This window comes from Mycobacterium sp. 852002-51163_SCH5372311 (assembly GCF_001667115.1).
Classification (GTDB): Bacteria; Actinomycetota; Actinomycetes; order Mycobacteriales; family Mycobacteriaceae; genus Mycobacterium.
Genome location: NZ_LZIJ01000201.1, coordinates 1 through 12972, shown reverse-complemented (window position 1 = coordinate 12972; position 12972 = coordinate 1). Strand labels below are relative to the sequence as shown.

Sequence of the window (12972 nt, the reverse complement as noted above, 5' to 3'; positions counted from 1 at the left end):
GTCAGGCAACTTTCGTGACGGTGACGGGCATGCCGCCGGCAAACCGTCCGCACGCCTGGGCGACAAAACCGCAACCGCATAAGAACATGCGATCCTTTTTCCGCAAACGCGGATCCTTAAGGGCTGGCTGTGAGTTCAGGCATAGTCTCCTGCGAGCACAGCGGGTCGGGCACGCACTCGAGCGGTGGATCATCCGGTCAGTGGGGCGGTCTGAGCTCGCACGGCGTCGGCTAAGTCGGCTGCCCGGCGATCGGCGAACACGTCTTCGAGCAGCACCGCTCGACCGTCCGGTCCGGTCAGCGGAATGCGCCAGTTCGGATATTCGTCGGTGGTTCCCGGCTGGTTCTGGGTCCGCCGGTCGCCGACTGCATCGGTCAGGGCGACCCCCAACAGGCGCGACGGCGTCCGGCCGAGGTAGCGGTAAAGGGCCAGGATGATTTGCTCGGCGTCCCGCTCTGCGTCCTGCGCCAATAGCCCGACGCGGCGCAACTCAGCCATCCAGGCGGCCAGCTCGCCGCGATCGGACTGCAGTTCCTCGTCGACGGGCCGGGTCAACAACCCCAGGGAATCCCGCAGCCGCACATGATCTCCGGCCAGGTAGCCCGCGGTAGGCGGCAGATCGTGGGTGGTGACCGACGACAGGCAGTACTCGCGCCAGCGCTCGGCCGGAAGTGGGCCGCCCGTTCCGTCCCGATCCAGCTCGAACCACAGGATCGAGGTCCCCAGCAGTCCCCTGAGTAATAAGTAGTCGCGCACCCACGGCTCGACGGTTCCGAGATCCTCGCCGACGACGACCGCCCCGGCCCGGTGCGCCTCCAAGGCGACGATGCCGATCATCGCGTCGTGGTCGTAGCGCACGTAGGTGCCTTGGGTGGGTGGTGCGCCCTCGGGAATCCACCACAACCGGAACAACCCGATGATGTGGTCGATGCGCACTCCGCCGGCGTGCCGCAGCACCGCCTGGATCAGCGCGCGAAAGGGTCGATACTCCTGCTCGTCGAGCCGGTCCGGCCGCCACGGCGGCTGTGACCAGTCCTGGCCCAGCTGATTGAACTCGTCGGGTGGCGCACCCGCGGTGACCCCCAACGCCAGCACGTCCTGCAGCGCCCAGGCGTCGGCGCCGCTGGGGTGTACGCCGACAGCCAGGTCGTGCATGATGCCCAACGCCATGCCCGCCCGCACCGATAGTGACTGCGCTGCGGCGAGTTGCTCGTCGAGCTGCCACTGCAGCCAGCGGTGGAAATCGATGGCGTCGGCATTTTTTTTGACGAAAGCCGCGACGCCGTCGCTCGCCGGGTGCCGCACCGTCTCCGGCCACTGGTGCCAGTCGCCGCCATATTTCTGCGCCAGTGCACACCAGGTGGCGAAATCGTCGAGAGCACGGCCTTCGCGCTCGCGGAATGCGGCGTAGGCGAGTTCGCGGCCGGCCGACCGCGGCACCCGGTACAGCAGTTCGAGCGCGGCGCGCTTGGCGGCCCACGCGGTGTCGCGGTCGATCGCATCGAGTTCAGCGGCGCGCTGCTGAACCTCGGAACGCAGCCGCCGGACCCGCCCGCGCCTGGGCAGGTCGGCGAACTCAGGGATTGCCTCGACGCGAAGGTAAAGCGGATTGACGAATCGTCGGGAAGTCGGCAGATACGGCGACGGCTCCATCGGGCGCGTCAACGTGGCCGCGTGCAGCGGATTGACCAGCAGGTAGTCCGCGCCATGCCGGGCCGCGGACCACACGGCGAGATCCGCGAGGTCGGTCAGGTCGCCGACACCCCACGACTGGCGAGACCGCACGCTGTAGAGCTGGGTGGCCAGCCCCCAGGCGCGGCGCGCGCCGAGCCGCTCGGGCAGCCCCAGCCAGTCGGGCGTGACAATGAGCGCGGTGCTGGTTTCGGAGTCGCCGGAGCGCAAGTGCACCCGGTGATAGCCGAGCGGGAGGTCGCTGGGCAATACAAAGCTCGCTTCGCCGACCGGGCGTCCGTCCAGGTCGAACGGGGGGGTGAAGTTGTCGACCTGCTGGACCTCGTGTCGAACCGAGCCGTCCTCGAGGTGCAGCCACACGTCGGCGGGAAGCCCGTGGGTGACATGCACCCAGAACCGCGCCTGCGCGCCTGACCGGGCCACGATGGTTGCCGGCATCGGACGCGCCCAATAGGTCCGAAGATGCGCGACCAGCGCGGCGTTGCGCTCCTCCTCGGTGCCGGCCGCCACACCGAGCGCAGCGAGAACATGTACCAGCGTGGTCTCCGGGACGAGCACCCGCCGGCCGGCCCAATCCTCATAGTCGGTCGCGATGCCGTACCGCCTGGCAAGTTCCACCAGCGAGGGCGCAAGCTCACTCATGACGCCCATCTTGCGTCCCGGACCCCGCCGGCCCAGAACGGGGTCACGAGCCCAGTTGGCCGCAAGTGGCTACCATGCCTTTTAAAGGCACAAGAATGCAGCGGGGGACGGAAACTGGCAGCTCTGTGGAGCGCGCCGCGCTTGGTTCGGTTGCTCGACGGTCCGCGAGGATCTCGACCGAAAGGGAACGGATTCGTCGAGGCAGCACGATGCACAGAAAAGTGCGTGAGCTGTCGCGTGGCGAGGTCTGTGCAGGTGCCTTACGGTTATCGATGTGATTTGCGCTCGCTATGAATATCGAGGCCGAAATGCGGGCCAAAGCCCAGGTCAATCTTTAGGCGCTAGAGCAAACCGGATGGTGAATCAACGTGGCGGATGAGAGTCGCGGGCGACGGGGGTCGGGATACGGCCTCGGGCTGTCGACCCGGACCCAGGTAACCGGCTACCAATTCCTGGCGCGCCGCACCGCAATGGCTCTGACCCGGTGGCGGGTCCGCATGGAGGTCGAGCCCGGCCGCCGCCAGATCCTGGCGGTGGTGGCGTCGGTGTCGGCGGCAGTCGTCATTTGTCTGGGGGCGCTGCTGTGGTCGTTCATCAGCCCGTCCGGCCAGCTGAACGAGTCGCCGATTATCGCGGACCGCGACTCCGGCGCGCTTTACGTCCGCGTGGGCGACCGGTTGTATCCGGCGTTGAACTTGGCCTCGGCGCGGCTGATCACTGGCCGTCCGGACAACCCGCACCTGGTTCGCGGCAGCCAGATCGCCGGCTTGCCGCACGGCCCGTTGGTGGGCATCCCGGGCGCGCCGTCGTCGTTCGCGCCGAAGACCCCGACGTCGTCGTCGTGGTTGGTCTGCGACACCGTGGCCACCTCGACAGGTGCCGGATCCTCCCAGGGAGTGACCGTGACTGTGATCGACGGCACCCCCGAACTCAGCAACCACCGACGGGTACTGACCGGGTCGGACGCGGTGGTGCTCAGCTACGGCGGGGACGCCTGGGTGGTTCGGCAGGGGCGCCGTTCGCGGGTGGACCCCACGAACCGGGCGGTCTTGCTGCCGCTCGGGTTGACGCCGGAGCAAGTCAGCCAGGCCAAGCCGATGAGCCGAGCGTTGTTCGACGCCCTGCCCGTCGGTCCCGAACTGGTAGTGCCAGACGTGCCGAACCTGAATGCTCCCGCGGCTTTCCCGGGCGCTCCCGGACCCGTGGGGACGATACTCGTCACTCCGCAAATCAGTGGGCCGCAACAGTATTCGCTGGTCTTGGCCGATGGCGTGCAGACGCTTCCGACGCTGGTCGCCCAGATTCTGCAGAACGCCGGCGGACCTGGGAACGGCAAGCCGGTGACGGTGCAACCGGCCGAACTTGCAAAAATGCCGGTGGTCAACAAGCTGGACCTCTCGTCGTATCCGGAGAATCCACTGGAAGTGGTGGACATTCGGGAGAATCCGTCGACCTGCTGGTGGTGGGAGCGCAGCGCAGGGGAGAGCAGGGCCCGCGTCCAGGTAGTGTCCGGCCCGACCCTCCCGATCCCGGCGTCCAAAGTGAGCAAAGTGGTCAAACTGGTGCGGGCCGAGGCGACCGCAGCGGACCAGGTCTACTTCGGCTCCGACTATGCGAACTTCGTCGCGGTGACGGGCAACCACCCGGGAGCGCAGACGACGGAGTCGCTGTGGTGGATCACCGATGCGGGCGCGCGGTTCGGGGTCGACGGCAGTAAAGAAGCCCGCGAGGCGCTGGGTTTGAAGTCGCAGCCGAGCCTGGCGCCGTGGGTGGCGCTGCAACTGCTGCCGCAAGGACCGACGCTGTCACGCGCTGACGCGCTGGTGATGCACGACACGCTACCGAAGGACATGACACCTCAAGAACTGGCGGTACCCAAGTGAAACGTGGTTTTGCCCGGCCGACACCGGAGAAGCCTCCGGTAATCAAACCGGAAAACATCGTCCTGCCAACGCCGCTGAGCATTCCGCCGCCGGAAGGCAAACCCTGGTGGCTGATCGTGGTCGGCGTCTTGGTGGTCGGCCTGCTGGTCGGCATGGTCGGCATGACCTTTGCCAGCGGCTCGCACGTGTTCGGTGGCGCAGGCTCGATTTTCCCGATCTTCATGATCGGTGGCGTCGCCATGATGATGTTCGGCGGCCGGTTCGGCGGCCAGCAACAGATGAGTCGCCCGAAGCTGGACTCGATGCGCGCCCAGTTCATGTTGATGCTGGACATGCTGCGCGAGACGGCGCACGAGTCGGCCGACAGCATGGACGCGAACTACCGGTGGTTCCACCCGGCGCCCAACACACTGTCCGCAGCGGTCGGGTCGTCGCGGATGTGGGAGCGCAAGCCCGACGGGAAAGACCTCAACTTCGGCGTGGTCCGAGTCGGGGTGGGTATGACGCGCCCCGAGGTGACCTGGGGCGAGCCGCAGAACATGCCGACCGACATCGAGTTGGAGCCGGTGACCGGTAAGGCGCTTCAGGAATTCGGCCGCTACCAAAGCGTTGTGTACAACCTGCCGAAGATGGTGTCCCTGCTGGTCGAGCCCTGGTATTCGCTGATCGGCGAGCGCGAGCAGGTGTTGGGGTTGATGCGCTCGATCATTTGCCAGCTGTCGTTCTCCCACGGGCCCGACCACGTGCAGATGATCGTCGTCAGTTCCGACCTGGGGGAGTGGGACTGGGTCAAATGGCTTCCGCATTTCGGTGACCCCAAGCGTCAGGACGCAGCGGGCAATGCACGGATGGTCTACAGCTCGGTGCGCGAATTCGCCGCCGAGCAGGCCGAATTGTTCGCCGGCCGTGGGTCTTTCACGCCGCGGCATGCCAGTTCGTCGGCGCAGACCCCGACGCCCCACCACGTCATCATCGCCGATGTCACCGATCCCCAGTGGGAGTACGTGATCAGTGCGGAGGGCGTCGACGGGGTGACGTTCTTCGACCTGACCGGCTCGTCGATGTGGACTGCCGTCCCGGAGCGGACGTTGCGGTTCGACGAGAAGGGCGTTATCGAGGCGCTGCCCCGCGACCGCGACACCTGGATGGTCATCGACGACAAGCCCTGGTTCTTCGCCCTCACCGATCACCTCAGTGGGGCGGAGGCCGAAGAGTTCGCGCAAAAGCTGGCACGCTGGCGCCTGGCCGAGGCCTACGAAGAGATCGGTCAGCGGGTTGCTCAGATCGGCGCCCGGGACATCTTGTCCTACTACGGAATTGACGATCCTGCGGATATCGACTTCAACTCGTTGTGGGGCAGCCGCACCGACACCATGGGCCGGTCTCGGCTGCGCGCGCCGTTCGGTAACCGGTCCGACAACGGCGAACTGCTGTTCTTGGACATGAAGTCCCTCGACGAAGGTGGCGACGGCCCGCACGGCGTCATGTCGGGCACGACCGGTTCGGGTAAGTCGACGCTGGTGCGAACCGTGATCGAATCGCTGATGCTCGGCCACCCGCCGGAGGAGCTGCAGTTCGTCCTGGCCGACCTCAAGGGTGGGTCGGCGGTGAAGCCGTTCGCGGGCGTGCCGCACGTTTCGCGGATCATCACCGACCTCGAAGAAGACCAGGCGCTGATGGAGCGCTTCCTGGATGCGCTGTGGGGTGAGATCGCCCGCCGTAAAGCCGTGTGCGACAACGCCGGCGTCGACGACGCTAAGGAATACAACGCGGTACGCGCCCGCATGCGCGCCCGCGGCCAGGACATGCCCCCGCTGCCGATGCTCGTGGTGGTCATCGACGAGTTCTACGAATGGTTCCGCATCATGCCCACCGCGGTCGACGTCCTCGACTCGATCGGCCGGCAGGGCCGCGCCTACTGGATCCACCTGATGATGGCGTCGCAGACCATTGAGAGCCGGGCCGAAAAGCTCATGGAGAACATGGGTTACCGCTTGGTTCTGAAAGCGCGCACCGCCGGGGCAGCGCAGGCGGCCGGCGTACCCAACGCGGTCAACCTGCCGGCGCAGGCGGGGTTGGGATACTTCCGCAAGAGTCTCGAGGACATCATCCGGTTCCAGGCCGAGTTCCTGTGGCGGGACTACTACTCACGCGGGGTCACCATTGACGGCGAGGAAGCGCCGGCTCTGGTCCACAGCATCGATTACGTTCGCCCGCAACTGTTTACCAACTCGTTCACGCCGCTCGAGGTGAGCGTGGGGGGCCCGGAGGTAGAGGCGCCGGTGCACGGCAACGGCGAGGTGCTCGAGTCCGGCGACGTCGAGGAGGACGAGGACGAGGAAGGGATCCGGACGCCGAAAGTCGGCACGGTGATCATTGATCAGCTGCGCAAGATCCAGTTCGAGCCGTACCGGCTGTGGCAACCGCCGCTGACCACCCCCGTCGCCATCGACGATTTGGTCAACCGGTTCCTGGGCCACCCCTGGCAGAAGGACTACGGCTCGGCGCGAAACCTGATTTTCCCGATCGGCATCATCGACCGGCCGTTCAAGCACGACCAGCCGCCGTGGACGGTCGACACCTCCGGGCCGGGTGCCAACGTGCTGATCCTGGGCGCCGGCGGTTCGGGCAAGACAACTGCCCTGCAGACGCTGATCTGCTCGGCCGCCCTGACCCACACTCCGGAACAGGTGCAGTTCTACTGCCTGGCCTACAGCAGCACGGCGCTGACCACGGTGTCCCAGTTGCCGCACGTCGGCGAGGTGGCCGGCCCGACCGACCCGTACGGTGTGCGACGGACGGTGGCCGAATTGTTGGCGCTGGTCCGCGAGCGCAAACGCAGCTTCCTCGAATACGGAATCGCGTCGATGGAGATGTTCCGGCGCCGCAAGTTCGGCGGTGAGCCCGGTCCGGTGCCCAACGACGGGTTCGGTGACGTCTACCTGGTGATCGACAACTACCGGGCATTGGCCGAAGAGAACGAGGTGCTCATCGAGCAGGTGAACCTGATCATCAACCAGGGGCCGTCGTTCGGTGTGCATGTGGTGGTCAGCGCCGATCGCGAATCGGAGTTGCGGCCCCCGGTGCGCAGCGGTTTCGGCTCCCGCATCGAGCTGCGACTGGCCGCGGTGGAAGACGCCAAGTTAGTGCGATCGCGGTTCGCCAAAGAGGTTCCGGTCAAACCGGGACGCGGCATGGTGGCGGTGAACTACGTCCGCCTCGACAGCGACCCGCAATCGGGCCTGCACACGCTGATCGCCCGGCCGGCGTTGGGCGCCACGGCCGACAACGTCTTCGAATCCGACAGTGTGGTGGCAGCGGTCAGCCGCCTCGCGACCGGCCATGCGGCTCCGGTTCGGCGGCTACCGGCCCGGTTCGGCGTCGAGCAAGTCCGCGAGCTTGCCGCCCGGGACACCCGCCAGGGCGTGGGCGCCGGCGGAATCGCCTGGGCGATATCGGAGCTGGACCTGCAGCCGGTCTATCTCAATTTCGCCGAGAACGGGCACTTGATGGTGACCGGGCGACGCGAGTGCGGCCGGACCACGACGCTGGCCACCATCATGTCCGAAATCGGCCGGCTGTACGCGCCGGGAGCCACCAGCGCACCACCGCCGCCGGCGGGCAGGCCGTCGGCTCAGGTCTGGCTGGTCGACCCACGCCGCCAGCTGCTGACGGCGCTGGGCTCCGAATATGTGGAGAAGTTCGCCTACAACCTGGACGGCGTTCAGGCGATGATGGGCGAACTGGCCGCGGTGCTGGCCGGACGTGAGCCACCGCCGGGTTTGTCCGCGGCGGAGCTGTTGTCGCGGTCCTGGTGGAGCGGTCCGGAGATCTTCCTGATCGTCGACGACATCCAGCAGCTGCCGCCGGGGTTCGATTCGCCGCTGCACAAGGCCGCTCCCTGGGTGACCAGGGCGGCCGACGTCGGGTTGCATGTGATCGTCACGCGCACCTTCGGCGGCTGGTCTTCGGCGGGCAGCGACCCGATGCTGCGGGCGCTGCACCAGGCGAATGCGCCGTTGCTGGTGATGGATGCCGACCCGGACGAGGGCTTCATCCGCGGCAAGATGAAGGGCGGTCCGCTGCCCCGCGGCCGAGGCCTGCTGATGGCCGAGGACACCGGGGTGTTCGTGCAGGTCGCCGCCACCGAGGTGCGCCGCTAGTCCAGCACCGGACTCGCCTTCGCCTGCGCCAGGGGCGATTTCAGCGCGTCGATGTTCGGCGCCGCGAGAGTGCGGACGTCTGCCTGTTTATCCACCATTCTTAATTGCGTCCATATTTTAAGCAAACTGCCGGTTAATGCCGCGTTTCCGGCAGCCGCCAAATTGCCGGGGCCACCGGTCGTCGTCAATTATCGTGCGACTGGAAAAAGCCTTGAGCAGCCTTGCTTCGTGAAGCCACGGTGACCTCGGGATGAACATCGGTTAGCCCGAAATTAGCCACGAATGAATTGTTGGCGTTGCGCGCGGCGTTGCGCGCAACGGCCATCTAATCTCGCTATCGAACGATGTTGTGGACGCGGATTATCGAGGCAGAATGCGCATTTCGTTCGTGCAACGCAGAAATGCTGGTGGCGCCGTCGCCAAAAATCCAGTCGCAGCCGCGTTATCGACAGCCATTTGTGACCGCTTCGCCATGCCGAAGGCGCGGATGCCGCGGCAGGAGCAGCCACTGTGATGTTGGCCAGTTAAGGAGGGGTGTTGTTCGACTTCGGGGCGTTACCGCCGGAGGTCAATTCGGGTCGGATGTATGCCGGTCCCGGGGCCGGGCCGATGTTGGCGGCCGCGGCGGGCTGGGACGGATTGGCCGCCGAGTGGGACACCGCCGCCCGCGGCTACGGCTCGATAGTCGCCGAGCTGACCAGCGCGCCCTGGGTGGGGCCGGCGTCGACGGCGATGGTCGCCGTGGCAGCACCGTATGTGGCCTGGATGAGCGCCACCGCCGCCGAGGCCGAGCAGGCGGCTATGCAGGCTCGGGCGGCCGCGGCGGCCTATGAAGCGGCGTTTGCGATGACGGTGCCCCCACCGGTGATCGCGGCCAACCGCGCACTGCTGATGGCCCTGATCGCGACCAACTTCTTCGGGCAAAACACCGCCGCGATCGCGGCCACCGAGGCCCACTACGCCGAAATGTGGGCCCAAGACGCCGCCGCCATGTACGGCTACGCCGCCGCCTCGGCCACCGCCTCGGTACTGAGTCCGTTCTCCGCGCCACCGACCACCGTCAGCCCGGCCGGCGTCGCCGCCCAAGCCGCGGCGGTCAACCAGGCCGCAGCCACCCCAGCGGGTAACACCGCCTCGACCGTCTCGGCGGCGACCTCAGCGGCGACCACGATGGCCTCGTCGACCACCACCGCCACCGGCACCACCGGGGCGGCCACCGGCGCCGCCACAGCCTCGACGTTGCCGGACTGGATGGTCGGCCCCAACGGCCTGATCGCCACCCTTTTCGGCGCATCCTCGGGCATGTGGAGCGCGGAGACCTACTTTGCCTACGGCTCTGTGGGGTCCGTCAACTCGCTGCTGGGGTGGAGCGCTGGAATGCTGCCCGGGGCTCCGGCTCCCAGTCCCGCGCTCGGTGGCGCGCTCCCGCCACCGGGGGCCATCGGCGCCTGGGGCACCCCGGTGGCCGCCAACTGGGGCCAGGCCGCCCGCGTCGGCGCCTTGTCGGTACCCCAAACCTGGACCGCCGCCACACCCGTCGCCGAAATCAGCCCGGTGTCCGAACCCCTAGGCATCAGCAGCATCAACACCGCCACCGCTTCCAACGCCGGAACCTCCGGGCTGCTACGCGGAATACCGCTATCCGGCGCCGGAACCGGCCGGCGCAGCGCCGGCTACGTCACCAAATACGGCTTCCGCTACAACGTGCTCACCCGATCACCATCCGCAGGATAAGAGGAGGTTAATTTCAACCAAATTTTATTGGTCGGTGGATTATCCGAAGCGTTGTCGGGCAGCGATGGTGCCGACAGAATTCACGAGCGAACTGCAGATGAATTCCCCTTACCGGGACATGAACAGTAGTTGGCCGGGAATGAATAGTTGGCATTGCGTGCAGCACCGTTCGGTGCGAGCGAAGTAACGTGACAACGGAATGACTTCCGCTGAAGGTGATTGAGTTACAGGGCTATCGAGGAGGAAATCAGATGTCGTTTGTGACGGCGCAACCGGAAGCATTGGCGGCGGCTGCCGCGGACTTGCAAAGTATCGGCTCGGCGGTGAGCGCCCAGAACGCGGCCGCGGCAATGCCGACGACCGGCGTGATCCCGGCGGCGGCGGACGAGGTGTCGGCGCTGACAGCGGCACAGTTCGCCGCGCACGCCCAGATGTTCCAAGCGGTCAGTGCCCAGGCGCAGGCCATTCACGAGATGTTCGTCAACACATTGCGCACCAGCGCCGGGTCGTATGCCTTCACCGAGGCGGCCAACGCGGTGGCGGCCAGGTAAGGATCAGGGATGGATTACGGGGCATTACCGCCGGAGATCAACTCTCTGCGGATGTATGCGGGGCCGGGCTCGGCCCCCATGGTCGCCGCCGCCGCCGCGTGGAACGGACTGGCAGCGGAGCTGTCCTCAGCCGCAACGGCCTACGAAGCGGCGGTCAGCACGCTGACCGGCGAAGAATGGCTGGGTCCGGCATCGGGCGCGATGGCTGAGGCGGCGAACTCCTATGTCACCTGGATGAACACGACCGCCGCTCAGGCCCAGGAGGCAGCCAGCCAGGCCAGCGCCGCGGCAGCGGCATACGAGAACGCATTCGCGGCGACAGTGCCGCCTCCACTGATTGCGGCAAACCGCGCCGAGCTGTTGCAGCTGCTGGCTACCAACGTCATGGGTCAAAACACCAACGCCATTGCGGCGCTCGAGGCGCAGTACGGCGAAATGTGGGCTCAAGATGCCTCAGCCATGTACAGCTACGCCGCCAACTCGGCAACCGCCACGAAGCTGACGACGTTCGCCTCGCCGGCACAAACGACCAACCCAGCCGGGCAGGCGCTGCAATCCGCCGCGGTCGCGCAGGCGGCCAGTACTTCGGCGGGCACGTCCGCGCAGTCGACGTCTTCTGTGAGCAACGTGCTGCAGGGACTGTCGCTGACCGGGTCCGGGATCACCGGAACCTCAAGCGGATTCACGGTCGACCCGAACTCGATCCTTGGTTCGATCCTTACTGGTATCGGCGGGAGCAGCACGGTGAACCCGCAGTGGTTCATCACCGCCTTCAGGAACTTTGCCGGACCTGCTTATAACGTCCTGGGTATGCCGTATTTCTCGACCGGTATGGCAAACACGATGCTGTCCATCAGCAAGGGGCTGGCGCCGGCGGCTGCCGCAAAAGCCGGAGCCGAAGCCGCGGGCGCAGCTGCCGGGAAAGGTTTGGGCGGTTTGGGTGGACTGCTGGGCGGCGGCGGCCAGGGAGTAGCCGCGGGACTGGGCCAGGCGGCCTCGGTCGGCAAGCTATCGGTCCCGACCACCTGGTCCCCGGCCATCGCGGCGCCGAGCCATGCCGCACCGCTACCCATCAGCACGATCAGCGCGGCGCCCGAATCGGGAGCGGGAAACCTGCTGGGCGGCATGCCCCTCGCTGGTGTGGGTGGCGGCGCCGGCGCCAACAGCGGTCCCCGGTACGGCTTCCGGCCCACCGTCATGGCGCGCCCACCCTTCGCCGGATGACCACCGCGGCGGTTGCTGCGGCGACCGCCGCGGTCAAGGACACGTGGCAGCTCCCCTCGCACGGGGATGAGCCAAGGCGCGCCGGGCCGGCAATCGACCGACGACGCCGCCGGGCCCGCCATCGGGCCTCACCGGCGGAAGTTAGCCGACGACGCGATTTTTATCGCACCCCAACCCACGGAGCTGGCCGTATGCACTGTAAAGATCTCGTCATGATGGTCGCGGGCAGACCTCGATCCAGGTGTACCACTGTTACTGTGGCGTTACCGAAAGTGAATTCGTCGTACCGCCTGGTGAACACTTGCCGATTGGCAGCGCCGAAAACGACCTTGGACCGCGGAGTCATCTACTCTCTTGGGGGAGAGCGGTTGCTGACGATTGAGGAGGACGCAACATGTCGTTCGTGACCACGCAGCCAGAAGCCCTGGCTGCGGCGGCCGGAAGCCTGCAGGGCATCGGTTCCGCCATGAACGCGCAGAACGCGGCTGCGGCGGCCCCGACGACCGGGGTGGTCCCCGCTGCCGCTGATGAAGTGTCGGCGCTGACGGCGGCCCAGTTCGCCGCGCACGCGCAGATGTACCAGGCGGTCAGCGCGCAAGCCGCCGCTATTCACGAAATGTTCGTGAACACCCTGACGACAAGTTCCGGTTCGTATGCGGCCACTGAGGCCGCCAATGCAGCCGCTGCCGGCTAGACCAGGCCGGCGAGGCAAGGGTTGCGACGGCAACCCCCAGGCAGTCGGTGATCTCGGGGATCGACTGCCCGGCGATGGAAGCGCCCGGGACGGTCTGCTTGACCGTGTTGGAACGGCCGGTGGCACCGGCGGCTGACAGAAAGGGGAGCGTAGTTAGTTTGCGGTTGGGCGGTGCGTCATCCCGCACCCAGTCCGGCCGTCGCCTTCCAGCACGACAAATCCAAGCAACTAATTGACTGAGGAGAAATTCATATGGCAACGCGCTTTATGACCGACCCGCACGCGATGCGGGCGATGGCGGGGCGTTTCGAAACCCACGCCCAGACAGTTGAGGACGAGGCCCGCCGGATGTGGGCGTCGTCGCAGAACATCTCGGGTGCGGGCTGGAG

General features: G+C 66.7%; 8 protein-coding genes. 7 read left to right on the top strand and 1 reads right to left on the bottom strand.

Annotated elements, in window-relative coordinates; all coding sequences use genetic code 11:
• Nucleotides 1–189: 189 nt before the first annotated feature.
• On the bottom strand, nt 190–2334 hold the full coding sequence (gene malQ / locus A5791_RS24870; RefSeq protein WP_067242883.1) for a 4-alpha-glucanotransferase: 2145 nt from the start codon (nt 2332–2334) through the stop codon (nt 190–192).
• Between the two features lie 368 nt (nt 2335–2702).
• Here malQ and eccB point away from each other — a divergent pair, with 368 nt between their 5' ends.
• From eccB to A5791_RS24835, 7 genes are all read left to right on the top strand, one after another.
• Nucleotides 2703–4217, top strand: a complete 1515-nt coding sequence (gene eccB, locus A5791_RS24865) for a type VII secretion protein EccB (protein ID WP_067242802.1) — start codon at nt 2703–2705, stop codon at nt 4215–4217.
• Nucleotides 4214–8380: a type VII secretion protein EccCa gene (gene eccCa / locus A5791_RS24860; protein WP_067242798.1), complete on the top strand. Its 4167-nt coding sequence runs from the start codon at nt 4214–4216 to the stop codon at nt 8378–8380. Before eccB ends, eccCa begins: the two co-directional genes overlap by 4 nt.
• A gap of 582 nt (nt 8381–8962) precedes the next feature.
• Entirely contained in the window at nt 8963–10114 is a 1152-nt protein-coding gene (locus A5791_RS24855) for a PPE family protein (protein ID WP_231996007.1), read from the top strand.
• A 251-nt stretch (nt 10115–10365) separates the two neighbouring features.
• Nucleotides 10366–10665: a PE family protein gene (locus A5791_RS24850; RefSeq protein WP_067242793.1), complete on the top strand. Its 300-nt coding sequence runs from the start codon at nt 10366–10368 to the stop codon at nt 10663–10665.
• Between the two features lie 9 nt (nt 10666–10674).
• On the top strand, nt 10675–11889 hold the full coding sequence (locus A5791_RS24845) for a PPE family protein (protein ID WP_067242791.1): 1215 nt from the start codon (nt 10675–10677) through the stop codon (nt 11887–11889).
• Nucleotides 11890–12283: 394 nt separating this feature from the next.
• A complete protein-coding gene (locus A5791_RS24840) occupies nt 12284–12583 on the top strand; it encodes a type VII secretion system ESX-5 target PE18 (RefSeq protein WP_067242789.1) in 300 nt (99 codons plus the stop codon).
• Nucleotides 12584–12835: 252 nt separating this feature from the next.
• Nucleotides 12836–12972: WXG100 family type VII secretion target (locus A5791_RS24835; protein ID WP_197504581.1), on the top strand; the 137-nt coding region annotated here is incomplete at its 3' end.

Bases quoted from the DNA above. Each gene is read 5' to 3' on its own strand.
- A5791_RS24855 (WP_231996007.1), top strand. From the start codon at position 8,963: ATGTATGCCGGTCCCGGGGCCGGGCCGATGTTGGCGGCCGCGGCGGGC.
- A5791_RS24850 (WP_067242793.1), top strand. From the start codon at position 10,366: ATGTCGTTTGTGACGGCGCAACCGGAAGCATTGGCGGCGGCTGCCGCG.
- malQ (WP_067242883.1), bottom strand. From the start codon at position 2,334: ATGAGTGAGCTTGCGCCCTCGCTGGTGGAACTTGCCAGGCGGTACGGC.
- A5791_RS24840 (WP_067242789.1), top strand. From the start codon at position 12,284: ATGTCGTTCGTGACCACGCAGCCAGAAGCCCTGGCTGCGGCGGCCGGA.
- A5791_RS24845 (WP_067242791.1), top strand. From the start codon at position 10,675: ATGGATTACGGGGCATTACCGCCGGAGATCAACTCTCTGCGGATGTAT.